General features: G+C 71.1%; 25 protein-coding genes and 1 pseudogene. 15 read left to right on the top strand and 11 right to left on the bottom strand.

All coding sequences use genetic code 11. From position 1 onward, the window contains the following. Positions 1–392 precede the first annotated feature (392 nt). From BLW84_RS32920 to dapC, 6 genes are all read left to right on the top strand, one after another. Positions 393–2,147: an ABC transporter family substrate-binding protein gene (locus tag BLW84_RS32920; RefSeq protein WP_177226820.1), complete on the top strand. Its 1,755-nt coding sequence runs from the start codon at positions 393–395 to the stop codon at positions 2,145–2,147. A 194-nt stretch (positions 2,148–2,341) separates the two neighbouring features. Beyond that, entirely contained in the window at positions 2,342–3,253 is a 912-nt protein-coding gene (gene mshB, locus BLW84_RS32915; protein ID WP_093273448.1) for an N-acetyl-1-D-myo-inositol-2-amino-2-deoxy-alpha-D-glucopyranoside deacetylase, read from the top strand. Then, complete coding sequence (locus tag BLW84_RS32910) at positions 3,250–3,618, top strand: hypothetical protein (protein ID WP_093273447.1); 369 nt, start codon at positions 3,250–3,252, stop codon at positions 3,616–3,618. Before mshB ends, BLW84_RS32910 begins: the two co-directional genes overlap by 4 nt. Continuing rightward, positions 3,611–4,369: a hypothetical protein gene (locus BLW84_RS32905; RefSeq protein WP_093273444.1), complete on the top strand. Its 759-nt coding sequence runs from the start codon at positions 3,611–3,613 to the stop codon at positions 4,367–4,369. Before BLW84_RS32910 ends, BLW84_RS32905 begins: the two co-directional genes overlap by 8 nt. 141 nt (positions 4,370–4,510) lie before the next feature. Beyond that, entirely contained in the window at positions 4,511–4,831 is a 321-nt protein-coding gene (gene fdxA, locus BLW84_RS32900) for a ferredoxin (RefSeq protein WP_093273442.1), read from the top strand. Continuing rightward, on the top strand, positions 4,828–5,952 hold the full coding sequence (dapC, locus tag BLW84_RS32895) for a succinyldiaminopimelate transaminase (protein WP_093273439.1): 1,125 nt from the start codon (positions 4,828–4,830) through the stop codon (positions 5,950–5,952). Before fdxA ends, dapC begins: the two co-directional genes overlap by 4 nt. 66 nt (positions 5,953–6,018) lie before the next feature. On the opposite strand, the gene BLW84_RS32890 is transcribed toward dapC, so the two are convergent. The 7 genes from BLW84_RS32890 to BLW84_RS32860 all read right to left on the bottom strand — a co-directional run bounded on the left by BLW84_RS32890 (position 6,019) and on the right by BLW84_RS32860 (position 13,001). After that, positions 6,019–6,960 (bottom strand): CHAD domain-containing protein, encoded by a 942-nt coding sequence (locus BLW84_RS32890; protein WP_093273437.1) that lies wholly within the window; start codon positions 6,958–6,960, stop codon positions 6,019–6,021. Between the two features lie 117 nt (positions 6,961–7,077). Next, positions 7,078–8,064, bottom strand: a complete 987-nt coding sequence (dapD, locus tag BLW84_RS32885) for a 2,3,4,5-tetrahydropyridine-2,6-dicarboxylate N-succinyltransferase (protein ID WP_093273434.1) — start codon at positions 8,062–8,064, stop codon at positions 7,078–7,080. Positions 8,065–8,203: 139 nt separating this feature from the next. Beyond that, positions 8,204–8,677 carry an LppA family lipoprotein gene (locus BLW84_RS32880; RefSeq protein ID WP_245761553.1) on the bottom strand — a complete coding sequence of 158 codons (474 nt, stop codon included), beginning with the start codon at positions 8,675–8,677 and terminating at the stop codon, positions 8,204–8,206. A gap of 1 nt (position 8,678) precedes the next feature. Beyond that, positions 8,679–10,298: an alpha/beta hydrolase gene (locus BLW84_RS32875; protein WP_093273432.1), complete on the bottom strand. Its 1,620-nt coding sequence runs from the start codon at positions 10,296–10,298 to the stop codon at positions 8,679–8,681. Positions 10,299–10,384: 86 nt separating this feature from the next. Beyond that, complete coding sequence (locus BLW84_RS32870) at positions 10,385–10,915, bottom strand: LppA family lipoprotein (protein WP_093273429.1); 531 nt, start codon at positions 10,913–10,915, stop codon at positions 10,385–10,387. Continuing rightward, positions 10,912–12,687: an alpha/beta hydrolase gene (locus tag BLW84_RS32865; protein ID WP_093273427.1), complete on the bottom strand. Its 1,776-nt coding sequence runs from the start codon at positions 12,685–12,687 to the stop codon at positions 10,912–10,914. Before BLW84_RS32865 ends, BLW84_RS32870 begins: the two co-directional genes overlap by 4 nt. 8 nt (positions 12,688–12,695) lie before the next feature. Continuing rightward, complete coding sequence (locus BLW84_RS32860; RefSeq protein WP_093273424.1) at positions 12,696–13,001, bottom strand: hypothetical protein; 306 nt, start codon at positions 12,999–13,001, stop codon at positions 12,696–12,698. 135 nt (positions 13,002–13,136) lie between these two features. Between BLW84_RS32860 and dapE the strand changes: the two genes are divergently transcribed. Next, on the top strand, positions 13,137–14,213 hold the full coding sequence (dapE, locus tag BLW84_RS32855; RefSeq protein WP_093273422.1) for a succinyl-diaminopimelate desuccinylase: 1,077 nt from the start codon (positions 13,137–13,139) through the stop codon (positions 14,211–14,213). A gap of 18 nt (positions 14,214–14,231) precedes the next feature. Here dapE and BLW84_RS32850 read toward each other — a convergent pair whose 3' ends face one another. Further along, a complete protein-coding gene (locus BLW84_RS32850; protein WP_093273419.1) occupies positions 14,232–15,224 on the bottom strand; it encodes a slipin family protein in 993 nt (330 codons plus the stop codon). A gap of 235 nt (positions 15,225–15,459) precedes the next feature. Here BLW84_RS32850 and BLW84_RS32845 point away from each other — a divergent pair, with 235 nt between their 5' ends. From BLW84_RS32845 to folP, 3 genes are all read left to right on the top strand, one after another. After that, positions 15,460–16,245, top strand: coding sequence for an LOG family protein (locus BLW84_RS32845; RefSeq protein WP_093273417.1), 786 nt, complete (start codon positions 15,460–15,462; stop codon positions 16,243–16,245). After that, positions 16,242–16,826 (top strand): LOG family protein, encoded by a 585-nt coding sequence (locus BLW84_RS32840; protein ID WP_218157566.1) that lies wholly within the window; start codon positions 16,242–16,244, stop codon positions 16,824–16,826. Before BLW84_RS32845 ends, BLW84_RS32840 begins: the two co-directional genes overlap by 4 nt. A gap of 94 nt (positions 16,827–16,920) precedes the next feature. Then, complete coding sequence (gene folP / locus BLW84_RS32835) at positions 16,921–17,760, top strand: dihydropteroate synthase (RefSeq protein ID WP_218157567.1); 840 nt, start codon at positions 16,921–16,923, stop codon at positions 17,758–17,760. A gap of 2 nt (positions 17,761–17,762) precedes the next feature. Here folP and BLW84_RS32830 read toward each other — a convergent pair whose 3' ends face one another. Beyond that, positions 17,763–18,095 (bottom strand): hypothetical protein, encoded by a 333-nt coding sequence (locus tag BLW84_RS32830; RefSeq protein WP_093273409.1) that lies wholly within the window; start codon positions 18,093–18,095, stop codon positions 17,763–17,765. A 204-nt stretch (positions 18,096–18,299) separates the two neighbouring features. Here BLW84_RS32830 and BLW84_RS32825 point away from each other — a divergent pair, with 204 nt between their 5' ends. The 3 genes from BLW84_RS32825 to BLW84_RS32815 are packed head-to-tail and all read left to right on the top strand — an operon-like array spanning position 18,300 to position 19,479. Next, positions 18,300–18,632, top strand: a complete 333-nt coding sequence (locus BLW84_RS32825) for a PadR family transcriptional regulator (RefSeq protein ID WP_093273407.1) — start codon at positions 18,300–18,302, stop codon at positions 18,630–18,632. A 43-nt stretch (positions 18,633–18,675) separates the two neighbouring features. Next, positions 18,676–19,026 (top strand): DivIVA domain-containing protein, encoded by a 351-nt coding sequence (locus BLW84_RS32820; protein ID WP_093273404.1) that lies wholly within the window; start codon positions 18,676–18,678, stop codon positions 19,024–19,026. Between the two features lie 3 nt (positions 19,027–19,029). Then, positions 19,030–19,479: an SRPBCC family protein gene (locus BLW84_RS32815; RefSeq protein WP_245761552.1), complete on the top strand. Its 450-nt coding sequence runs from the start codon at positions 19,030–19,032 to the stop codon at positions 19,477–19,479. A 69-nt stretch (positions 19,480–19,548) separates the two neighbouring features. Here BLW84_RS32815 and BLW84_RS32810 read toward each other — a convergent pair whose 3' ends face one another. Continuing rightward, positions 19,549–20,337, bottom strand: coding sequence for an enoyl-CoA hydratase-related protein (locus tag BLW84_RS32810; RefSeq protein ID WP_093273402.1), 789 nt, complete (start codon positions 20,335–20,337; stop codon positions 19,549–19,551). A gap of 382 nt (positions 20,338–20,719) precedes the next feature. On the opposite strand from BLW84_RS32810, the gene BLW84_RS32805 reads away from it, so the two are divergent. Together BLW84_RS32805 and BLW84_RS32800 are read left to right on the top strand one after the other, a co-directional pair. Next, positions 20,720–20,887, top strand: coding sequence for a DUF3117 domain-containing protein (locus tag BLW84_RS32805; RefSeq protein WP_009949794.1), 168 nt, complete (start codon positions 20,720–20,722; stop codon positions 20,885–20,887). Positions 20,888–21,203: 316 nt separating this feature from the next. After that, positions 21,204–22,784 (top strand): leucyl aminopeptidase, encoded by a 1,581-nt coding sequence (locus BLW84_RS32800; protein WP_245761551.1) that lies wholly within the window; start codon positions 21,204–21,206, stop codon positions 22,782–22,784. Positions 22,785–23,147: 363 nt separating this feature from the next. On the opposite strand, the pseudogene BLW84_RS32795 reads toward BLW84_RS32800, so the two are convergent. Further along, a pseudogene (locus tag BLW84_RS32795) lies at positions 23,148–23,404 on the bottom strand (IS110 family transposase); the annotation flags it as partial.

Here is a 23,404-nt window from a genome sequence, read left to right as displayed (position 1 = left end):
ATTCACCACGTCGGGGCTGTCCTCGCGAGAAGACCCCTGAGAACCCGCGGCGGTGCGAGTTGCGAGGGTGGGCTAAGCGGCTGCGCCGCTTCAAGGACGACTGAATCTTCGGTCCCGGACTCGCTGTGGGATTTCTGACATCGTGCGGTGGTCTCGGCGGCGGCCGAACATCGGCCGTCGCCGGGCTCGCCCGCGCTCTTTCCCGGCGTGACCGGGGATTTCGCCGAATCGCGCGCAGCGCGGGCGGTCGGCTAGCACACTGAGCCGTGACCCCGGTGTCGATCATTTCGGCGACGGCAGGAACCATGGAGGGCTCTCGCGCGTCTTCCGCACGTGCGAGCCGCCCCGGGTGGGCCGGGGTGTCGGGGGAGCAGACGTGAGGGAGGTTCGGCGTGTCCCAGGGTCGACGCCGCCCACTGGCAGTGGTCTCCCTGCTGCTGACGACCGTCAGCGTGGTGGCTGCCTGCACGAACGCGCCCCCGCCACCGCTGGTGCCGCCACCGCAAACCCCGACGACCAGCGCGCCGACGACCAGCGCGCCGCCGGCGCAGCCGATGCCCGTGGAGGTCGTCGTCGGTGTCGACGAGCTCGAGGGCGGGTTCAACCCGCACACCCTCGCCGACCTGTCGCCGACGAGTTCGGCGCTGGCCAGCCTGATGCTGCCGTCGGTGTTCCGTCCGGGGGCCGACGGGAACCTGCAGCTGGACGGCACCCTGATGGAATCCGCCGAGTTGGTGCCGGATGCGGAGAAGTTCACCGTCCGCTACCGGATCCGGCGGGAGGCCAACTGGTCCGATGGCGCGCCGATCGCTGCCGAGGACTTCGTCTACCTGTGGGAGCAGCTGCGTTCCCAGCCCGGCGTGTCCGATCCGGCCGGCTACCAGCTGATCGATGACGTCGCGTCGCGGCAGGGCGGCAAGACGGTCGACGTGACCTTCGCCAAGCCGTTCCCCGGCTGGCAGACGCTGTTCAACAACCTGCTTCCCGCGCACCTGCTGCGGGACGCGCCGCGCGGCTGGGCCACGGTGCTCGATGACGGGTACCCGGCCTCCGGCGGCCCGTTCGCGATCCGGCAGATCGATCTGGACCGCGGCGAGATCATCCTGGAGCGCAACGACCGCTACTGGGGTCCGCCCGCGCAGTCGGACCGGATCGTGCTGCGCGCGCTCGACAGGGCGCGCCAGGTCGAGGCGTTGCGCAGCGGGGACAGCCACCTCGCCGTGTTCGGCGCGGACCGGAGCACCATGCAGTCGCTGCGGGACCTCGGCGACGCGGTGCAGCTGATCACCGTGCCACGCCCGGCCACCATGGAGGTGCTGCTGCGGCACGACAGCCGTGAGCTGGCGGACGTCAAGGTGCGGCGGGCGGTCCTCGCGGCCCTCGACCGGCCCGCGCTGGTCGAGGCGGGCACCGGTGGCGGGCCGGCGGATCAGCTGCAGGCGCACGCACAGGTGCTCGCCCCGTCCGAGCGCGGTTACACGCCGACTGAACAGGGGTTGCCGAACAAGCCCGATCCCGCGCAGGTCGAGCGGCTGCTCGGGGAGGCCGGCTACCACCGCAGCGGCGGGGCGTGGCTGCGGGACGGGCGACCGCTGAACCTCGTGATCGCGGCGCCGTTCGAGCACGAGTCCTACATCCGGATCGCCGAGGCGGTCGCGCAGCAGCTGCGGGAGCAGGGCATCCAGGCGACCGTGGTGACGCCGACCGGTGATCAGCTGTTCGGCGAGATGCTGTCGGCCAATCCGCGGTCCGGGGAATCCGGCGGGGCGGGTTCGGTGGACATGGCGATCGCTCCTCGTCCGGCCGGCGGTGATCCGGCGGCGATGATGGCTTCCTCGTACGGCTGCCCGGGCGTGGCCGCGGACAGCGAGACGCCGTTCCCGTACAACGACGCCGGTTTCTGCGACGAGCTGCTGCAGCCGACGATCGACGCGTCGCTGACCGGCCAGGTGCCGTTCCCGGAGGCCTCGGCGGTCGTCGAGCAGGTGCTGTGGCGCGACGCGGTCGCGCTCCCGCTGTACCAGCAGGCCCAGGTGATGGCGCTGCGCCGGGAAGCCACCGGGGTCGAGGCCGGTAACGGCCTGGCCGGGCCGTTCTCGACCGCTGCCAAGTGGATCGGAACGCCGGCCGATAACGACGGCTATTAATTCCCGCGGTGCGGCCACCCAGCGGACATGCCGTTGATGAGCTGCGAGGACGTCGATTCGTTCGGCTCGCGGGCGGATCGGAACCGGGTAGTCGACGCGATCGGGTGCGCCGTTCGCGGCGCGTGGATTCGGGCATTCGGGGTAACGCGGCTACCGTGCGCAGTGTGGTGTGCGCCGCAGATTAGTCTGGACCGGTGACGCTGACGGCCCCACCGAGGTTGCTGCTGGTACACGCGCACCCAGACGACGAAACCCTCTGGACCGGCGGGACGATCGCCCGCTACGCCGCCCGCGGCGTGCAGGTGGTGGTGGTGACCTGCACCCTCGGCGAGGAGGGCGAGGTCATCCCCGAGAGCCTGCGCGGCCTGGCTTCGGACCAGGCCGACCAGCTCGGCGGCTACCGCGTCGGCGAGCTGCGCTCCGCCTGCTCCGCGCTGCGGGTGGCCGATCACCGGTTCCTCGGCGGCATCGGCCGCTGGCGCGACTCGGGGATGCTCTGGGAGCAGCCCGGTCAGGCGGGCGCGCTGCCCGACGCGCATCCGCGCGCCTTCGCCGTCGGTGATCTGCAGGAGCAGACCGATGCGCTGGAAGCCGTGCTGCGGGAGGTGAAGCCGCAGGTCGTCGTGAGCTACGCGGCCGACGGCGGCTACGGCCATCCGGACCACGTCCGCGCCCACGAGGTGACCGTCGCGGCGGCCGCGAAGGTTCCCGACGTCCAGCGGGTGTTCTACGCGGTCCCGTCCCGCGACGAGCTCGCGAAGGGGCTCGCCAGGCTGGCGGAGGCCCCGGACATGCCCTTCGAGCTGCCCGAACCGCACGAGCTGGCCAGCGTCGAGGACGAATCGATCACCACGGTCGTCGACGTCTCCGAGCACCTGCCGGCGAAGATCAGCGCCCTGCGCTCGCACGGCACGCAGGTGAAGGTGTGGCTGGAGCAGTGGCACAACGGCGAGGGCGTGGCGGCGTACGCGCTGTCCAACGGCGTCGCGCAGCCGATCGTGACGACCGAGCACTACGTGCTGGCGACGGGTGATCCGCAGGGCTGCCAGGCCGATCTCTTCGGCGGGCTCGGGGTGAGCGGAACCGAGCCGGTGGGCGACCGTTGACCGCTCGCGACCGCGTGCTGTTCGGTTTCCTGCTGCTCGATGCCGTCCTGCTGGCGTTGGTCGAGCTGTTGTTCCTGCCGTCCTACATCGGCTCCGTGCAGTTCCCGGTCACCGCCGCGCTGGCGGCGGTGATCACGCCGCTGCTGGTTGCCGAGGCCGCGCGGATCTCGCCGCGGCGCCGGGTCGCCGGGGCCCCGTTGCTGGTGTGGTTCGCGACGGTGTTCGTGTTCGGTGTGTTCGGGCCGGGTGGCGACATCGTGCTGCTCAACGACTGGCGCGCCCTGCTGCTGATCGGTGGCGGCGCCCTGCCCAGCGCGATGATGCTTGGAATCGTGCTGGGCAAGAACGTGAAGCGTGATGGCTGAGGTGCTGACCGACGAGCGGATCGCGGCGGTGCTGCGGCCGTTCGTGCGGGCGACCGCGCCGGTGCTGGACGCGCTGCGGGAGTCCGATCCGCTGCGGCTGCGCGGCCGGTCCGGCGATCTCGACGCGGACGGCGCGTTGCGGAAGGTCCTGCGGCAGCTGGACGGGATGCAGGTGCCGGGAAGTTCCGCGTGGGACGCGATGTCCGTCGAGCAGCGCTGCGACTGGTGGGCCTCCCGGGTCGGGCGGTTCCTCGCGCTGGTCGCCGGGCTGCCCCGGTTCGGCGGCGTCATCACCTCGCGGCTGCCGATCCGCAACGCGCTGGGCATCACCGGCCAGGGCCTGGTGTTGTGCGCCATCGCCGCCGAGCACGGCGTGACCGACCAGGCCGTCAAGGTGCAGCTGATCGCCGAGGTGCTGCTCGGCCGCGAGTTGTCGGACGAGCTGGCGGCCGGGCGCGCTGAGGACGACGAGCGGGTCTCGGAGCTCACCGAGGACCTCGACGCCGCGCGGCGCGAGCACGGCCGGGCGACGCCGAAGGCCGTCGTGCGCACGGTGTGGCGAATGGCACGTGCGCTGTGGGAGATCGATTCGGAGCTCGACAAGCGGCCGCAGGGCCGCTTGCACCACGAGTTGCTCGGCAACATCCCGGTCGTCGGCGTCGTGGGCGGTTACCTGGGAGAAAGATCCGCCCTGCGCAAGGTGGGGCGGCTCGGTGCGCAATGGTTGCGGCGCAATGGTTTACGGCGTTAACCCCGGCGTCGTAGAGTCGGTCCTGCTCTCGCGCTGTGGGACCAGTTACGCGTCCAAGGTGGGTACGAGAGATACTGTCAGCAGTCGCCTCAGGAGGTTCCTGAGCGCGATTAGGACAACGCTTCGAGCAGGAGAGCAACCGTGACCTACGTGATCGCCGAGCCCTGCGTCGACGTGCTCGACAAGGCATGCATCGAGGAATGCCCTGTCGATTGCATCTACGAGGGCGGGCGGATGCTCTACATCCACCCCGATGAGTGCGTCGACTGCGGTGCCTGCGAACCGGTCTGCCCGGTGGAGGCCATCTACTACGAGGACGACGTGCCGGAGGAGTGGGCCGCCTACACCAAGGCGAACGTGGACTTCTTCGACGAGCTCGGCTCGCCGGGTGGTGCGGCGAAGGTGGGCAAGGTCAACAAGGACGTCGAGCCCGTCACCAGCCTGCCCCCGCAGGGCGAATGAGTTCCACGACCGGCCCGGGTGCTGCGGCGCCCGGGCTCCGCGGCCCGCAGCTGCCGGACTTCCCGTGGGATTCGCTGGCGTCCCAGACCGCGACGGCCCGGTCGCACCCGGACGGCATCGTCAACCTGTCGGTCGGCACGCCCGTCGACCCGGTGCCGGAGAACCTCCGGCGGGCCCTGTCGGCGGTGGCCGACCAGCCGGGCTACCCGGCCACGCACGGAACCCCGGAGCTCCGGGAGGCCGCCGTCGCCTCGATGGAACGGCGCTACGGCGTTTCCGGCCTGGAGCCGGACGCGGTGGTGCCGACCATCGGTTCTAAGGAACTGGTGGCCTGGTTGCCGACGCTGCTCGGCGTCCGGCCCGGCGATCTCGTCGCGATCCCGGAGCTGGCGTACCCGACCTACGAGGTCGGCGCGAAGATCGCCGGCGCCGAGGTGGTCCGGCTCGCGCCCGGCGAACTGCCGCCGGCCGGTACCCGGCTGCTGTGGCTGAACTCCCCGTCCAACCCGACCGGGCGGGTGCTGGAGGCCCAGCAGCTCGCCGACTCGGTGCGGGCGGCTCAGGAGCTCGGCGCGGTCGTCGCCTCGGACGAGTGCTACCTCGCGCTCGGGTGGGACGCCGAACCGGTTTCGGTGCTGCACCCCTCGGTGAGCTCCGACTTCCGCGGCGTGCTCGCAGTGCACTCGCTTTCGAAGTCGTCGAACCTGGCGGGGTATCGCGCCGGGTTCGTCACCGGTGATCCGGATCTGGTGCGGCGCCTGCTGGAACTGCGCAAGCACGCGGGGATGATCGTCCCGCGGCCGGTGCAGGAGGCGATCACCGCCGCGCTGAGCGACGACGCGCACGTGGGCGTGCAACGCGAGCTCTACGCGGCGCGGCGGGCGGTGTTGCGGCCCGCGCTGGAGGCGGCGGGGTTCCGCATCGAGCACTCGCAGGCCGGCCTGTACCTGTGGGCGACCCGCGGCGACGATGCGTGGCAGACGGTGGATTGGTTGGCGCAGCGGGGAATTCTCGTGGCGCCGGGCACCTTCTACGGGCCGGCGGGTGAGCGTCACGTTCGCATCGCCCTGACCGCGTCGGACGAGCGCATCGCCGCGGCCGCCAAGCGCCTGAGCGAGTGATCCGCTGGTCGTCGTGAGTACTTTGGATTGCTATCGCGGTCCAAAGTGCTCACGAATGCCCGGGCGTCAGATCGCTGCGGCTGCGGCGTCGACCGCTTCCCACGTCGCCCACCACTGGGTGCGGCGCTCCGCTTTGCGCGTCTGCTCCCGCTCCACCAAGCGGCCCGCCACGAATGCGACCGCGGCGTCGACGTCTTCGCCGAAGTCCCGCAGGAGGCCGCGGACGCGTTCTTCCGCCACGCAGGCGTCCTGGTGCTCTCCGAGCACGTCCTGGAACTGCTTCGCCGCCTTGATCAGCTGCTGCATCGGCCTGCCGAACGCCGGTTGTGCCAGTTCCGCCGTGTAGCGCACTCGCTTGCCCCGAATGCGCAGCGCGTGCAGCTCGTCGTCGGCGGGCGCTTCCGGTAGTCGTGCAACGGATTTTCGGAGCTTGTGGAACTGGCCGAGGACCAGTCGGCGCAACTCGCGTTCGGTGTCCACATCGGACTCCGGCGTCGGCAGCCCGGCGCGGAGCGAGTCAGCGATCGAGCGGAGCAGGGCGAGGTAGCGGTCGCTGTCCAGCGCCGCGAGCATCTCCACCCTGGCCAGGCCGTGCTCGGCCTCCAGCCCGGAGATCAGCCGGGCCGCCGCGGCGCGTTCGTCGGCCGGGAGGTCGGCGCTCTCCGCGCGCAGCCGCTCCAGCAGCACGTCGAGATCGCGAACCGGGCCGAGGGCCCTGCCCAGCCAGCCCAGCTCCGCGCGCAACGGCTCCGACCAGTCCCGGTCCAGGAACCGCCGACCCGACAGCAGCATCGCGCGCATCCGGCGCACCGAGACGCGCATCTGGTGCAGTTCCTCGGGATCTTCGCCCTGCCGGGTGCCGGGGTCGTGCGAGATCAGGGCGCGCAGCCGGGCGTCCAGCCCGGCCCTGATGTGCTCGGCGAGCGGAGCCCGCCGGTCAGCCGTGCGGGGCTCGGCGGGCAGGTCGACCACGCCGGTGAGGTCGCGTCGTTGCCAGCTGATGGCCATTGCCCATGATAAAACCGGCCGCCCCGGCCGCTGCCTCGTCCATCCGGCGGATCCCACCCCCGGACGTGCGAAGGGCACCCCCGGCCGGAGGTGCCCTTCGCCTGGCCTCGAAGCGGGTCAGTCGTTGGCGTGCAGCGCCGCGTTCAGCTCGACCTTGCCACCGGTCCGGGCGGTGACCTCGATCGTGCCGGTGGTGGAGTTGCGGCGGTACAGCAGGCCGTCCGAACCGGACAGCTCCAGCGCCTTGGTGATGGTGCCGTCCGGCAGCGTCACCTTCGTGCCCGCCGTGATGTACAGGCCCGCCTCCACGACGCAGTCGTCGCCCAGCGAGATGCCCACGCCGCCGTTGGCGCCGATCAGGCAGCGCTCGCCGATGGAGATGACCTCCTTGCCGCCGCCGGAGAGGGTGCCCATGATCGAGCCGCCACCCCCGACGTCCGAGCCGTCGCCGACGACGACGCCCGCCGAGATCCGGCCCTCGACCATCGACGCGCCGAGCGTGCCGGCGTTGAAGTTGACGAAGCCCTCGTGCATCACCGTGGTGCCGCTGGCGAGGTGCGCGCCCAGCCGGACCCGGTCGGCGTCGCCGACGCGGACCCCGGACGGTACGACGTAGTCGACCATGCGCGGGAACTTGTCGACGCTGTAGACGGTGACCGGGCCGCGCGCCCGCAGCCGCAGCCGGGTCGCCTCGAAGCCCTCCACCGGGCACGGGCCGTGGTTGGTCCACACGACGTTGGCGAGCAGGCCGAACATGCCGTCCAGGTTCTGGCCGTGCGGGCGGACCAGGCGGTGCGACAGCAGGTGCAGGCGCAGGTAGATGTCGTGCGCGTCGACCGGCTCGTCGGAGAGGCGGCCGATCTCGCTGCGCACCGCGACGACCTCGACGCCGCGGGCGTCGTCCCGCCCGAGCAGGGCGGCCCCGGCCTCGCCGAGGGACTCGGCAGCCTCCGCAGCGGACAGCCGCGTGCTGCCGGACCGGCCCGGCTCGCCGAGCTTGACGGTCGGGAACCAGGTGTCCAGCACCGTGCCGTCGTCGGTCACGGTGGCCAGGCCGACGCCGTGGGCGCCCGTGGTCTGCGGGTCGGGAGACTGTGCACTCATACCCGAAACGGTAATCGGCGCAGGTGGCGGCGGCCCGCAGGGGTGGCCGCCACGGGTGGCGCCGCCCGGTGCCGGGCCGCTTTCGCGCGAAAGCGCCGCTAGCGCGCGTGCGCGGTGGCGTTTTCGCGCGAAAGCGCCGTCAGTCCTTGGCGGCGGCCAGCAGGTGGCAGCCGGTGGTGATCATCAGGACCGTGTTGGCGGCGGTGCCGAACTGGTAGACCGCGCCGTACTGGTCGTTGCCGATGATCTCGTGGTCGCCGCTGCGGTTCACGATGATCTCGGGCTCGTCGAAGCCGTACTCGCCGGTGATCTCCTGGACGATCTCCACCGCGAGCGACCACTCCGAGTCCGGCAGGTTGCCCGGCGCCCGCCACGACTCCAGGACCCGGCTCTCCGCCTCGCGGACGTCCGGGAACTCGGTGCAGCCGGCCCGGCTGACCGGGTCCGACACCGCCCACTCCAGCGGCCCGACCTCCATGTTGAGCCGGTCCAGCAGCCGCTGCTGCATCTGTTCGTAGCGCTCGCTGATCTCCTCGATGCTGGGGCGCTGGCGGAGCAGGTTGCGCGGGTCGTTCACGATTCCCCCGTACGGTCCGGTGTTGGCGGCGGTCACCTCAGGAGATCATGCCGGAGATCACGTCGCCGATCCCGCGGCCGTCGTCCTTGACCGCCCGATCCGGCACTCCGGCGACCACCGTGCTCATGTTGTACTGGCTCGTGCTGTCCGGCGCGAAGTAGCTGCTGTGGCCCTCGACGCCCTTGCCGTGCTCGGATTCCTTCGCGGACAGGCCGGTCATCCCGTCCAGGTGGCTGGGGTCGCCGCCGAAGCGGCCCAGGTCGGCCACCCAGTCATTCTTCGCCTCGATCCGGTACGAGTGCCCGGCAGGCACGTTGAGGTCCTCGACGTCGTCGGTGCCCACGCCCGGCGAGCCGGAGAACACCGCGTCGTCGACGCCGTGACCCTGCTCCTGCATCGCGTAGCCGGTGATCGTGGAGCCGTAGGAGTGGCCGATCGCGGTCAGGTGCGGATCGTCGTCCCGCGAGGCGTTGATGCCCTCGCAGAAGGAGGCGAGCTTCTTGCCGCCGTCCTCCGCCAGCTTGGCGGTGGCCACCGAGCGGTCCGGGTCGGTGACCTCGCTCCGCTGCGGGAACTCGGTGCCCACCCAGGTGACCGCGGCGACCTTGCCGCCGTCGCCGTGCCGGTCGCTCTCGAACTGGGCCTGCCTGCGCAGCTGGTCCATCTGCTTGTCGGCGTTGAGCGAGCCGTCGACGGTGGTGTTCATGCCCGGCGTGTACACCGAGACGTGGTCGGCGGTGTCCACATTGCCCACCGCGACCGCCGCCTTGGCGCGTTCGCCGCCGGTGTCGAGCAGCAGCAGCTGGCGGTCGCCGCGCGCCAGCATCTGCTCCACCGCGTCGATGGACTTGAGCTTGGCGTCGACCTTCGCGAGCTCGTCCTCCTCGCCGCCGGAAACGCCGCCCGCGCGCAGCTCGTCCTTGCGGGCCTGCAGCGTGGATCGCTCGTCGGCGATGCGGGCGCGGTTGGCCTTGTCCCGGACTTCGGCCGGGATGCCGTCGCGGTTGCCGAGCCAGGCGGGCGGATTCTTGGTGTACGCCTCGCGTTCGGCGTCCGACAACGACTTCCACCACTTGGCGTTCTCCGCCGGGCCGCCGTCCTTGGGCGCCATGGCGGCCATGGTCTGCGCCGGGGCGGCGCCGGGCTGGATCTCGTCCTGTTCCGCCGCGGTCAGCGTCTTGGCCAGGTCGGCGTCGGTGCGCTCGGCGTCGTCGAGGATCGACTCGACCGCGGCGGCCAGCTCGTCGCGGGCGCGCAGCCGCTGCTGCTTGACCCGCTCGACATCTTCGGCGGGCACGTCCTGCGGTGGGGCGGCGTCGCGGATGCCGCCATCCTCGGTGATCTCGAAGCCGTTGGCGCGCGCCTGGTGTTCCGTCGCGTCGAGCCGCTTCTTGATCTGCTCGACCTCTTCGGCGGCCTTGCCGACGGCATCGCGGACGCCGTCGACCTCGGCGCCCAGCCGGTGCAGGTCCTTACCGAGTTCGGCGTGCCGCTTGGCGGAGTTCTCCGCCGCCTCGCCCGTCCAGCCCGCCGGGTTGCGCGCGGCGTGGAGCTCGTCGTCGAGTCCGACCAGCTCGTCCCGGCGCTTCCCGAGGGTGCGGAAAACCTCCTCCAGCGCATCGGGTTTCCAGCGACGCACGTCGGCGAACGACACCATGGAGCGGTCTTTGCCTTTCGAAGCGAGCGATCATGCGGTGCCGGCCGCGAGCCCGGTGGACTCGCGGCCGGCGGCCGCGGGCGGGATCAGCCCTTGGCGGACTGGAGGAGGTGGCAGCCGGTGCGCAGGCTCAGGACCGTGTGCACCTTGGTGCCGAACTGCAGCTGCCCGCCGAACTCGTCGCGCATCTCGACCTTGTGGTCGCCGGGCCGGTTGACCACGATCTCCAGCTCCTTGAAGCCGTACTCCTTGGTCACGTCGATCCCGATCTGCTGGGCCCGCTCCCACTGGTCGTCGGGGATGTTGCCCTCGTAGGTCCAGCGCTCCAGGCTGTGCTGTTCGGCGCCGTCGACGTGCGAGAGCTCCTTGCCCTCACATGCCGCCTGACCGAAATCGCCCTTGTTGATCCACGGCGTCGCCAGGCCGAGGTCGGCGGACAGCCGGTCCCGCAGCTTCTGCTGCATCTCCTCGTAGCGGGCGGTGATCTCCTCCATGGACGGTCGCTGCCGCAACGTGCTGAGTGGGTCTGCCACGTTTCCCCCGTCGGACGGTTCGGGTCCGCTCGCGCAACCGGCGGCGAGCAGACCGCAGAGGACGAACAGGACGAGCTTTCTCATGAGAAGAAGTCCTTGATGCCGGACACCGTTTTCTCACCCAGGTCCTTGGCGCCGGACACCGTCTTCTCGCCGAAGTCGTAGATCGCGGAGCCGGCTTCCTGGGCCTGGTGCGGAACGTAGGAGATCACATCCCCGACGCCGTTGGTCTTGCCCTCCACGGTGTTGTCCGGGAGGCCCGCGACCACCGAGGCCATGTTGTGCTGGCTGGTGGTTTCGGTGTCCAGGTAGTCGCTGTGGCCCTCGACGCCCTTGCCCTCGTCCGACTTCTCGGTGGACAGGTCCTTGAAGCCGTCCATGTGGGACGGGTCGCCGCCGAACCGGGCGAAGTCCGCGACCGGGTCGTCCTTGGCCTCCAGCCGGTAGGCGTGGCCCTCGGGGACGTGCAGGTCCTCGATGTCGTTGGTGCCGACGCCGGGGGAGCCGAAGATGATCGCGTCGTCGACCCCGTGGCCGCCGCCCTGCAGGGCGTAGCCGGTGGTGGTGGAGCCGTAGGAGTGGCCGATCGCGGTCAGGTGCGGGTCGGTGTCCCGGGACTCGTTGATGCCCTTGTAGAAGTTGTTCAGCTTCTCGCCGCCCTCCTGGGCGGAGCTGGAGCTGACCACCGAGTCGCCGAACACGTCCGTGTCCTCGGACTTCTGCGGGGCTTCGTAGCCGAGCCAGGCCACCGCGGCGACGCTGTCGTCCTTGCCGTTTCGGTCCAGCTCGTCCTCGGATTCCCGGACCAGGTCCGCCATCTTCGAGTCGTAGTCGCCGAGGCTGTCCTGGACCGTGGTCGTGTAGCCGGGCGTGAACACCGAGACGTGGTCGGCGGTGTCGACGTTGCCCACCCCGACGGCGGCCTTCATCCGCTCGCCGCTGCTGTCGAGCACCAGCAGCTGTCGCGGCGGGTCCTCCTTGGCGATGGTCTTCTCGACCTCGTCCAGCGACTTGATCTTGTCGTTGACCTGCTGGAGCTTTTCCTTCTCGTCCTCGGAAACGCCGCCCTGCTCCAGCTGCCGCTTCTGCTGTTCGAGGTCGTTGCGCACGTCGTCGATGCGGCCGCGGTTGGCCTCGTCGCGGACCTCGGCGGGGATGCCGTCGCGGTTGCCCAGCCATTCGGGCGGGTTCTCCCGCAGCGCCGCGCGCTGCTCGTCGGACAGCGACTTCCACCATTCCGCCGCCGCCTTCGGCGAATCGTCCTGCGGTTTCCCGGCGGAGGCGGCGAGGGCCTGGATGTCGTCGGTGTTCGCGGCGTCGGCCAGCGAAGCGCCCTTGCCGGGCTCGATCTTGTCCTGCTCGGCGGAGGTCAGCGCCTTGGCGAGTTCGGCGTCGGTCTGCTCGGCGTCGTCGAGGATCTTCTCGATCGTCTCGACGAGCTTGTCGCGGACCTGGATGCGCTGCTGCTTGACCTGCTCCAGCTGGTCTTCCGGCACGTCCTGGGGCGGCTTGACGTCGCGGACGCCGCCTTCCTCGGTGATCTCGAAGCCGTTGGCCTGCGCCTCGTGGTCGGCCTGCTCGATCTGCTGCTTGATCCTGGCGACGTCGTCGGCCGCCGCGGCCACCGCGACCCGCACGGTGGCGACCTCGGCCACCAGCGAGCGCATGTCCGACACCAGCTTCTCGTGCTGCTTCGCGGAGCCGTCGGCGGCTTCTCCGCTCCAGCCCTCCGGATTCTTCGCGCCGTCCAGCTCGTCCTGCAGGTTGACGAGGTCGTCGCGGCGTTTTCCGAGGTCGTTGTGGACGGCGTCGAGGCCCTCCGGCTTCCAGCGGCGCACGTCGGCGAAGGACACCATGTCGCTACCTACCTCCCGGTCTGCGCGCCGACGCGGTCGATGTCCGCCGCGCTCGACTCGTCGGACTGCTGGTACCCGTCGGCGCTCGCGTTCAGCGATTCGCCATGCTGTGCGGCGGCCTGGCTCCAGGACTTGATCGCCTTGTCCCAGCTCTGCGCGACCTGCTTCGAGGCCCCCTCGGACTTGCCGCCGGGCATCGCCTCGGCGATGTCCTCGGCCGGCGGCCCCAGCTTCACCTGACCGGCCTGCTCGCCCGCTGACTTCGCGCTCGCGCCGGCCTTCCTGAGCGCATCGGGATTGACCGTGTAATCCATGCCCACCTCCAGCGGCGGAAGCCTAGCGTGATGATCACGGCTTGGACGGTGGTTGCGCGGATCCGGTTCCCACCTGTTCACAAGCCCGAACCGCTGGTCCCGCCGCTATCCGGGCGCCCGGGTAGCCTCCGGGGCGTGACTGCGTCGTTGGATCTCACCGCTGACCCCGTTGAACTCACCGCCGCGCTGGTGGACATCCCCAGCGTCTCGGGCGGGGAGAAGGCCATCGCCGATGCGGTGGAGCAGGCGCTGCGCGAGCAGGCGCCGCACCTCGAAGTGGTGCGCAACGGCGACGCAGTGCTGGCGCGCACGAGCCTCGGGCGGGACTCGCGAGTGGTGCTCGCCGGGCACCTGGACACCGTGCCGATCAACGACAACCTCCCGCTGCGGCGCACCGGTTCGGGTGCCGAGGAGGTCCTGCACGGCTGCGGCACGGTCGACATGAAGGGCGGCGACGCGGTCATGCTGCACCTCGCCGCGACGCTCCCGGCACCGCGGCACGACTTGACGTTCGTGTTCTACGACTGCGAAGAGGTGGAGGCCGAGCGCAACGGCCTGAACCGGATCGAGCGGGAGCTGCCGGAGTGGCTGGCCGGCGATCTGGCGGTGGTGTGCGAGCCGTCGAACGCCGCGATCGAGGCGGGCTGCCAGGGCACGATGCGGGTGGAGGTGCGCACCACCGGCGCCCGCGCGCACACGGCCCGCGCGTGGATGGGTGTCAACGCGATCCACGCCGCGCAGCCGGTGCTGCAGCGGCTGGTCGAGTACGCGCCGCGCAACCCGGTGATCGACGGCCTGCAGTTCCGCGAGGGGCTGCAGGCGGTGCGCATCGAGGGCGGCGTCGCGGGCAACGTGGTGCCGGACTCGTGCGTGGTGACGGTGAACCACCGGTTCGCCCCGGACAAGTCGCTGGCGGAGGCCGAAGCGCACCTGCGCGAGATCTTCGACGGCTTCGAGGTCACGGTGACCGACGGCGCCTCGGGAGCCCTGCCCGGCCTGACCGCGCCGGCGGCGGCGCAGCTGGTCGAGGCGTCGGGATCGGAGCCGGTCGCGAAGCTGGGCTGGACCGACGTGGCGCGGTTCGCGGCCCGGGGCCTCCCGGCGGTGAACTTCGGCCCGGGCTCGCCAACCCTCGCCCACACGAAGCAGGAGCACGTGGCGACCGAGGAGATCCGCCACTGCGCCGACGTCCTCCGCCGCTTCTTCGCCTGATACCCGCGCTGCGCGCGGTCAGGCGATGCCGAGCATCGACTCGTCGTCGCTCTCCGAGCGCTCCGCGTCGTGCGGCCTCCTGCCGTCGGCGGCCGTGCCCTCGCGTTGCCGCGGCAGCTCCGCCGCCGCCGGCTCCGCTGCGGGGAGTTCCGCTGCTTCGCGCTCCGCGCCGGTGAGCTCCGCCGACTCGGCACTCGGGGCTGCGCCCGCGTCGACGCGCTCCGCCGGTTCCGCGCTCGGGGCTGCGCCCGTCGCGCCGATGCGCTTCGCGGTGTCGACGAACTGGAGGAGTTCGACCGGGAACGGCAGCACCAGGGTCGAGTTCTTCTCCGCCGCCACCTCGACGACCGTTTCCAGCAGGCGGAGCTGGAGCGCGGCCGGGGTGTCGGCCATGACGTGGGCCGCGTCGGCGAGCTTGCGGGACGCCTGGAACTCGCCGTCCGCCGCGATGACTCGCGAACGCCGCTCGCGTTCCGCTTCGGCCTGGCGGGCGATCGAGCGCTTCATGGACTCCGGCAGCGAGACGTCCTTGATCTCCACCCGGTCGATGTGCACGCCCCAGCCCAGCGCCGGGCTGTCGATCATCAGCTCCAGGCCCTGGTTGAGCCGTTCGCGGTTGGACAGCAGGTCGTCCAGGTCGCTCTTGCCGATGATCGAACGTAGCGAGGTCTGCGCGACCTGCCCCATGGCGAACAGGTAGTCCTCGACGTTGACGATCGCGCGCGCCGGGTCCTCGACCTTGAAGTACACGACCGCGTCCACCCGGACGGTCACGTTGTCGCGGGTGATGCCCTCCTGGGCGGGCACCGGCATGGTGACGATCTGCAGGTTGACCTTCCGCATCCGGTCCACCACCGGGACGATCGTGGTCAGCCCGGGCCCGCGGGTCAGCTCCTGCAGGCGGCCGAAGCGGAACACCACGCCGCGTTCGTACTGCTTGACGACCTTGACGCTCGCGGCGACGTAGACAACACCCAGGGCGATGATGAGGATCAGCAGTTCGATGAGCATGACTGGCTCCCGGGCTCGACTTCTGGCCTTGCCCGGCGACCCGTCTCCGGCGCCTGCGTAGATCGGGTGATCTGCGTGGTGTGCGCGGCCGGCATCGCCGGCACCACTAGATCTTTTCTTCGTATCGTACGCCGCCGCACGCTCGTGTGAATCCCTCGTGAACAGGCATTTCCCCGGTGTGCGCGGCTGCCGGGCAGGCGTTGGCGGCCGAGGGCCCGTGCGTACTCTCGACCACATGACGATCGAAGGCCAGTGGGGTGAGCCGAACGGCGCGGAGCGCCCCCAGGAGAGGCAACGCGGACCCGTGGTGCTGCGCCGTTCGAGGTTGCGCGAACACACCACCACCGACCAGCGGCTGCTGGACTCGCGCGGCCCGTCGGACTGGGTGCACACCGACCCGTGGCGGGTGATGCGCATCCAGTCCGAGTTCGTGGAGGGCTTCGGGGCACTCGCCGAGGTGCCGCGCGCGGTGACCGTGTTCGGTTCGGCGCGGACGCCGCGGGAGCACCCCGAGTACGCCATCGGGGTCGAGCTCGGCGCGGCGCTGGCCAAGATCGGTTGCGCGGTGATCACCGGCGGCGGCCCGGGCGCGATGGAGGCCATCAACCGCGGCGCGTCGGAGGCGGGCGGGCTGTCCATCGGGCTGGGCATCGAGCTGCCGTTCGAGCAGGGCCTCAACCCGTGGGTGGACCTCGGCGTCAACTTCCGCTACTTCTTCGTCCGCAAGACGATGTTCATCAAGTACGCGCAGGCGTTCGTCTGCCTGCCCGGTGGCTTCGGCACCATGGACGAGCTGTTCGAGTCGCTGACCCTGGTGCAGACCAAGAAGGTCACCAAGTTCCCGGTGGTGCTGTTCGGCAAGTCCTACTGGCAGGGCCTGTACGACTGGATCCGCGACAGCATGCACGCCTCGGGCAAGATCGGCGACAAGGACCTCGGGCTGCTGCACCTCACCGACGACATCGACGACGCGGTCAGCATCGTGCAGGAGGCGTACGAGGCGTGGGAGGCCACCCATTGAGCACCGTTGAGCCCGAGGAGACCACTGTGGACATCGCCGTCTGCGTCTACTGCGCGTCGCGCCCGGTGCCGCAACAACACCTGGACCTGGCGGCGGAGGTGGGCACCAAGATCGCCAAGCGCGGCTGGTCGCTGGTCTCCGGTGGCGGGCGCGTGTCGATGATGGGCGAGGTCGCCCGGGCGACGCGGGCCGGCGGCGGCCGGACCATCGGCGTCATCCCGCGCGCCCTGGTGGATCTCGAGGTGGCCGACACCGAGGCCGACGAGCTGCTGGTCGTGGACACGATGCGGGAGCGCAAGGGCCTGATGGACGCGCACGCGACGGCGTTCCTCGCGCTGCCAGGCGGCATCGGCACCTGCGAGGAGCTGTTCGAGATCTGGACCGCCCGCTACATCGGCATGCACGCCAAGCCGGTCGTGCTGCTCGACCCGGACGGCCACTACCGCGGCCTGCTGGACTGGCTGCACGGCCTGGTGGACACCGGGTTCGCCACCCGGCACTCGCTGGACACGCTCACCGTGGCCACCGACGTCGACGAGGCCCTCGACGCCTGCGCCGCGAGCCGGGAACCGGGCGCCTGAGGATCCACTGCGCAAGCCGAGCCGTGTACCTCCAACGGCCGGTGCCGTGCCAGGATCTGAAGTTGTGCAGGCTCTCCGGTTCCGCGACAAGGACATGCCCCAGGACCGACCGCTGGTGATGGCGATCGTCAACCGCACCCGCGACTCGTTCTTCGACCGGGGGCGGACCTTCGCGGCCGATGCGGCCACCGCCGCCGTGGACCGGGCCGTCGCCGACGGAGCGGACATCGTCGACATCGGCGGGGTCCGCGCCGGGGCGCAGGGCGAGACGGTGGACGCCGCCGAGGAGATCGAGCGGGTGGTGCCGTTCGTCGCCGCGGTCCGGGAACGCCACCCGGACCTGGTGATCAGCGTCGACACCTGGCGGCACGACGTGGCCCGGCGGGTGTGCGAGGCCGGGGCCGACCTGCTCAACGACACCTGGGCGGGCGCCGATCCGCGGCTCGCCGAGGTCGCGGCCGAGTTCGGCGTCGGCGTGGTGTGCTCGCACACCGGTGGCCTGGCGCCGCGCACCGACCCGTACAGGCCTCGCTACGCCGACGTGGTCGCCGAGGTGACGGCCGAGCTCGTCGAGCGGGCCGAGCGGATGGTGCGGCTCGGGGTGCCCGCGCACGGCGTGCTGATCGACCCGACCCACGACTTCGGCAAGAACACCTGGCACGGCCTGGCGCTGCTGCGGCGGGTCGGCGAGCTGGTGGCCACCGGTTGGCCGGTGCTGATGGCGTTGTCCAACAAGGACTTCATCGGCGAGACGCTGGGCGCGGAGGTGACGGAGCGCCTGGAGGGCACGCTGGCGGCCACCGCGATCGCGGCCTGGGGCGGCGCCCGGATCTTCCGCGCGCACCACGTGCTGGAAACGCGCCGGACGGTCGAGATGGTCGCGGCCATCGCGGGCACCCACCCACCGGATCAGGTGCTCCGCGCCCTCGCCTGAGCTCAGAGGTCGCCGATGGCCCGCTTGAGCAGTTGGGTGAGGATCGCGATCGGCACGTCCGGGCGCACCTCCCGGAGCACCGGGACCAGCCGCAGCCACCGCGACTGGACGCGCGGCGGGCTCGGCGGCGTCCTGGCCAGCTCCTCGACGAGCTCCTCCAGCCGCCACTGCGCCTCGTCGCGCTCCATGCTCGCCTCCGGGTGCTGGTCGATCACGTCGACGAGCATCGCGAGGTACGAGCGGAGTTGGTCGAGGACCTGCTGCCGCGGGGCGAAGGTCGTCTCGGCGTCGAGTCGCGAAGCACCGGTGGTTTCCTGGGCGCTGTCGTTGGACACGGCAATCGGCTCCTGATCGCTCGCCCGGTACGTCCGACTCCGAAGTGTGGCGGGAATAGGATGCTGTCAACGGATTTTCGCGTTTACGCCACCCGAACGGCGCACTGTGATGGACGTCATTCGGAGTCGTGATCGCGAAAGGACCTAGGTCCTCTTGCGGAAGGCCGGTGACAGTGGTCGCAAATGACCGTAGAGTCGCTACTTGTGAAGGCTGATGCGCTCCGCGGCCACTTGGACGCCCTTCTGCTGGCCACGCTCGACGGCAGGGCCTTGCATGGTTACGCGATCATCGAGGCGCTGCAGGAACGCAGCGGTGGCGCCCTTGATCTGCCCACCGGCACCGTGTATCCGGCGCTGCGCAGACTGGAGCGCGCCGGCTACGTGCAGAGCACTTGGAGCACCGTCGGCGGGCGGCAGCGCCGCACCTACCGCCTGACTCAGACCGGCGTGCAGACGCTGCAGAACGAGCGGCGCGCCTGGCGCGAGTTCACCTCCGCCATCGAGGGCGTGCTCGAGGCCGCGCCCGCCAAGACCTGACCGCAGCCGCGGCGGTTCGCCGTTCGTGCCACGATTGACGACCGTGGCTAGTGCGCTCATCTACCTGTTCGTGGTGCTCGCGGTCGCTGCGGTGGTCTACCTGCTGGCTTCGCTGGTCTTCGGCCGCGGCGAGCAGCTCGCGCCGCTGCCGCCTGGCTCGACCCCGACCCGGCTGCCCCCGGCCGACATCGAAGGCGCCGACGTGCGCGCCTTGCGGTTCCAGCAGGTCCTCCGCGGCTACAAGGCGTCGGAGGTGGACTGGGCGCTGGAGCGCCTCGCCGGGGAACTCGACGAACTGCACGGCCGGATCGCGGTCCTGGAGCGGCAGCTCGACGCCGCGGGCGAGCAGTTGCAGGCGGCCCGGGCCGGGCGTCCCGACGAGCCGGAGGACTGACCGGTGCGCCCGATCGAGCTGCGGCTGAACGTGCCGGTCGAGGCGCCGCCCGAGGTGGTGTGGGCGGCGGCGACGGACTGGGCGCGGCAGGGCGAGTGGATGCTGGGCACCGAGGTGCACGCGCTCGGCGGCCCTGACGGGCCGGGTACGCAGCTGGTGGCGGTCACCGGATTCCGCGGGCTCGGCGTCGTGGACCGGATGGAGATCGTCGAGTGGCGGCCGCCGCAGACCTGCCGCGTGCGCCACCACGGGCGGCTGATCGTCGGCGACGGCGGGTTCGACGTGGTCCGGTGCGGCAATGCGGCGTCGACGTTCCTGTGGTGGGAACGGCTGGTGCTGCCGCCCGGTGGCGCGCTGGTCTGGCCGGTGGTGCGGCCGGCGTTCGTCTGGGGCATGCGCCGGTCGCTGACCGCTTTCGCGGCGTTCTGCCGCGGCTATTCGGGCGGCGGCTGAACCCGCGCTGGTTCGGATGTCTTCGCTGGTCACGAGGGCCGTGTGCACGGCCCTCGTGACTGCGGTGGCTCAGTGGCCGGTGAAGTGGGGGGTTCGCTTCTCGACGAACGCCGCGACGGCCTCCCGGTGATCGGCCGTCGCCCCGGCCTCCGCCTGCGCTCCCGCCTCCACGGCGAGCGCCTCGGCCAGGCCTTCGGCGGCCGCCGCCAGCATCGCCTCCTTGATCCGGGCGTAGGCGCTGGTCGGCCCGGCCGCCATCCGCTTGGCCAGCTCGGTGGCCGCCGCGACGGCTTCACCGGCGTCGACGACCCGGTTCACCATGCCGATCCGCAGCGCCTCCTCGGCGGCCACCGGCTCTGCCAGCAGCACCAGTTCCATCGCCCGGCCGTAGCCGATCAGCCTCGGCAGCGTCCACGACGCGCCGGAGTCCGTCGACAGCCCGACGTTGGCGAAGGCCATCAGGAACTTCGCGTTCGACGCGGCCACCCGCAGATCGCACGCGTAGGCCAGCGACGCGCCCGCCCCGGCGGCGGTGCCGTTGACCGCGGCGATCACCGGCTTCGGCATGCTCGTCACGGCCCGGATGATCGGGTTGTAGTGCTCCTCGACCGTGTTCAGCGGCGCCGGGTCACCGGAGTTCAGCAGCCCGACGTGCTCCTTGAGGTCCTGGCCCGCGCAGAACGCCTTCCCCGCGCCGGTGATCACCAGCGCGCGCACCGAGTCGTCGGCGGCGGCCTCCCGCAGCGCGGTGATCAGGGCCTGCTTGAGCTCGACGTCGAGCGAGTTGAACGACTCGGGCCGGTTCAGCGTGAGCAGGCGCACACCTGCGGTGTCCTCGGTCAGCAGCACGTCGGTCACTTCGCACTCCTCTTCCTGCGGTCCGTTGTGGCGGGTCGCGAGATCGCCGCTCGACTTTCCAAAGTGGACTCCGAGGGTCGCGCGAAGTCCCGAGTAGACAGTGTTGTGGCTGGTCGCCCGGGTAGTGGTCGAGCGCCTCGGGGACCGGTCCGGTGCCGTGCGCGGACCGTCGACCCCGAGGCGCCGACGGTCGCGCCGGAATGCCCCGGAACAGCCCGCACGAGACGTGAGTCTGCCAGCCCCCGTGGGCATTCGACCAGCGCACGGGCGACACGAGTTGATCGGTTCGGTTTCGTCCCCGCCTCGGGATGGGGGAGAATGGGGGCGGACCCGAGCTGGTTGTGGCGACCAGCGGGGGAAGAGTTCACGGAGGGAGCACGCTATGGCGGCCATGAAGCCCCGGACCGGTGACGGTCCCCTCGAGGTGACTAAGGAGGGACGCGGCATCGTGATGCGCGTCCCGCTTGAGGGTGGTGGGCGGCTCGTCGTCGAGATGTCGGTCGAGGAGGCCAAGAACCTGGGCGACGCCCTGGAGTCGGCCACCGGCTGAGGCCGCCGGCCGGCGGACGGGGTAGCGCCGCTGCCCCCAACGCTCGAGGCGACAACGCAATCGAGTCGACGACGAGTGGCGAGCTTCTTCGCCGCGGTCGGGCCCCGGTGTCATGGGTGGCACCGGGGCCGTCGTCGATGGCAGGCAAGTCCTCGCCCCGCCCCCGTGATCGTCCGGGGGTCTTCGTTCGGCACGCATCGTGACCGGGCGTGCGAGGACGGTAACTTCTACAGCTGTCGTTGAACTCGTTCCGGCTCCGCCGTTTCGAGGGCAGGCAGTCGAATGCGCGCGGCCAGCCGTGCAGGAAGGTCTTCTCGTGTCCGGTTCTTCAGTGTTCCGCTCCGCCCAGCCGGTCCGCGACGCGGACCCGGCGTTGCCCGCGATCCCGACGTCACTGGTCGAAGTGGACGTCGTGCGGCAGTGGCGGGATGGCGTGCCGGGCGCGGTCGCGGTCTTCGACGGCGAGTCGGGCCCGGACCTGGCGGCGGCCGCCGAACCGTTCGATGTGGACATCGCGGTGTTGCAGGCTGTGGGCGCTTCCTCGACGGCCGGTGACGTTCGCGCGGTGCCCCTGCCGTCGGGCGGCGTCGGCTGGGTCGTGGGTGTCGGCTCGGGCGAGCCGGTGAAGTGGCGCAGCGCCGGGGCGGCGCTCGCACGCGCGTTGCGCGCGAGGCTGGACCAGGCGGCGGAGTCCGACGACGAGGTCGGCGACCTCGGGGACGCCTCGGACGCGGACTACCTCCAGATCCGGCTGCCCGACGACGTCGACGGCGAAGCGGTTTCGGCGCTGACGCTGGGGCTCGCGCTGGGCGGCTACCGGTTCCGGGTGACGGCCAAGCCGACCCCGCCGCGCCTGCGGAAGGTCTTGCTGGTGGCGCCGGAAGGCGCCGACGTGGCGGCGCTGGGCGAGCAGGTCCGGCGCACCCGCGAGCTGTCGGCGGCCACCGCGCTGGCCCGCGATCTCGCCAACGCTCCCTCGAACATCAAGGACCCGGCCTGGTTCACCGGCGTCGCCGCTGAGTTGGCCGCCGACGTGCCGGACCTGACCGCCGTGGTGCGGGACGAGAAGTGGCTGGCCGACAACGGTTTCGGCGGGATCCTCGCGGTCGGCGGCGGTTCGTCGCGGCCGCCCCGGCTGCTGGAGCTGACCTACCGGCCGAAGGACGTCGAGGGCCCGCACCTGGTGCTGGTCGGCAAGGGCATCACCTTCGACACCGGCGGCATCTCGATCAAGCCCGCCGAGGGCATGCACCTGATGCGCACCGACATGTCCGGCGGCGCGGCGGTGATCGGCGCGCTGCTGACCATCGCCCGGCTGGAGCTGCCGGTCCGGGTGACCGGCCTGGTGCCGTCGGCGGAGAACCACGTGTCCGGCAGCGCCTACCGGCCCGGCGACATCGTCCGGCACTACGGCGGCACCACGACGGAGGTCGGCAACACCGACGCCGAGGGCCGCATGGTGCTCGCCGACGCCCTCGCCTACGCGGTGGACAAGCTGGAGCCGGACCTGCTGGTGGACGTCGCGACGCTGACCGGCGCGATGAAGGTCGCCCTGGGCCTGCGCACCGGCGGTTTGTTCGCCACCGACAGCGAGCTCGCCGACCGCGTCCGGGAGGCCGGGCAGCAGGTCGGCGAGGCATGGTGGCGGATGCCGCTGCTGGAGGACCACGCGGAAGACGTGAAGGGCCAGCTCGCGGACGTGAAGCAGACGCCGCCGGGACCCGGTGGCATCACGGCGGCGTTGTTCCTGCGCGAGTTCACGGGCGGTCTGCCGTGGGCGCACCTGGACATCGCGGGCCCGGCCCGAGCGGACAAGGACTACGCGGAGGTGGTGCCGGGAGGCACGGGCTTCGCGGCCCGAAGCCTCGTCGCCCTCGCCGCCAGCTTCTCGAACTGACCCTCGGGCGATGTCCTCGAACCGATCCCTCGGGCGATGCCTCAGGTGATCTCTTTGGAGTGATCGCCCGACGTGGTGAGTGGTTCCGCAGTTTCAATGAGGTTTTTCCAACCTCGATTTGCGTGGCGGTGCGGGTGGCGGAACCTCAGAGGCTCCCTGGTCTGTGGGTGCCCCTCCTGATGTATGTCCAATACACGGCGGAGGGGCCGTCCTCGCCAGGAAGCCTCTGAGAACCCGCGGCGGTGCAGGTGTCGTAGGTGGGTTATGCGCCTGCGGCGCATGCGGCACCCCATCGACGTGCAGCTTTGCAGCCCGCGGCTGCGGGTTGACCAGGTTGAAAAAGACATCCCAGGAGCTTGAATGTCAAGCCGCAGCGGAGTGGATGTGGTGGGCCCAGGCGGTGGTTTCGTCGTAGGGGGTGCCGGTTTTGAGGCATCCGTGGAGGATGCCGACGAGTCGGTTGGCGAGTTGGCGCAGGGCGGCGTTGTGGCCGGCGCCGCGGGCGCGTTGCCGGTCGTAGTAGGCGCGTGCGCCCGGCGAGCGCAGCAGTGCGTTGAACGCTTGCGTGGTGAGGGCGTCGATGAGCCGGTCGTTGTGGACGAAGCGGGCCAGGGCGACCT

Source organism: Saccharopolyspora shandongensis (assembly GCF_900106995.1).
In the GTDB taxonomy this organism is placed as follows: Bacteria; Actinomycetota; Actinomycetes; order Mycobacteriales; family Pseudonocardiaceae; genus Saccharopolyspora; species Saccharopolyspora shandongensis.
This window is presented reverse-complemented; position numbering and strand designations above follow the sequence as displayed.

Coding starts and splice junctions, on each gene's coding strand:
- BLW84_RS32845 (WP_093273417.1), top strand. CDS start 15,460: ATGACGATCGAAGGCCAGTGGGGTGAGCCGAACGGCGCGGAGCGCCCC.
- BLW84_RS32890 (WP_093273437.1), bottom strand. CDS start 6,960: ATGGCCATCAGCTGGCAACGACGCGACCTCACCGGCGTGGTCGACCTG.
- BLW84_RS32860 (WP_093273424.1), bottom strand. CDS start 13,001: ATGGATTACACGGTCAATCCCGATGCGCTCAGGAAGGCCGGCGCGAGC.
- BLW84_RS32850 (WP_093273419.1), bottom strand. CDS start 15,224: ATGCTCATCGAACTGCTGATCCTCATCATCGCCCTGGGTGTTGTCTAC.
- BLW84_RS32865 (WP_093273427.1), bottom strand. CDS start 12,687: ATGGTGTCCTTCGCCGACGTGCGCCGCTGGAAGCCGGAGGGCCTCGAC.
- BLW84_RS32870 (WP_093273429.1), bottom strand. CDS start 10,915: ATGAGAAAGCTCGTCCTGTTCGTCCTCTGCGGTCTGCTCGCCGCCGGT.
- folP (WP_218157567.1), top strand. CDS start 16,921: ATGCCCCAGGACCGACCGCTGGTGATGGCGATCGTCAACCGCACCCGC.
- dapD (WP_093273434.1), bottom strand. CDS start 8,064: ATGAGTGCACAGTCTCCCGACCCGCAGACCACGGGCGCCCACGGCGTC.
- BLW84_RS32905 (WP_093273444.1), top strand. CDS start 3,611: ATGGCTGAGGTGCTGACCGACGAGCGGATCGCGGCGGTGCTGCGGCCG.
- dapC (WP_093273439.1), top strand. CDS start 4,828: ATGAGTTCCACGACCGGCCCGGGTGCTGCGGCGCCCGGGCTCCGCGGC.
- BLW84_RS32875 (WP_093273432.1), bottom strand. CDS start 10,298: ATGGTGTCGTTCGCCGACGTGCGTCGCTGGAAACCCGATGCGCTGGAG.
- BLW84_RS32805 (WP_009949794.1), top strand. CDS start 20,720: ATGGCGGCCATGAAGCCCCGGACCGGTGACGGTCCCCTCGAGGTGACT.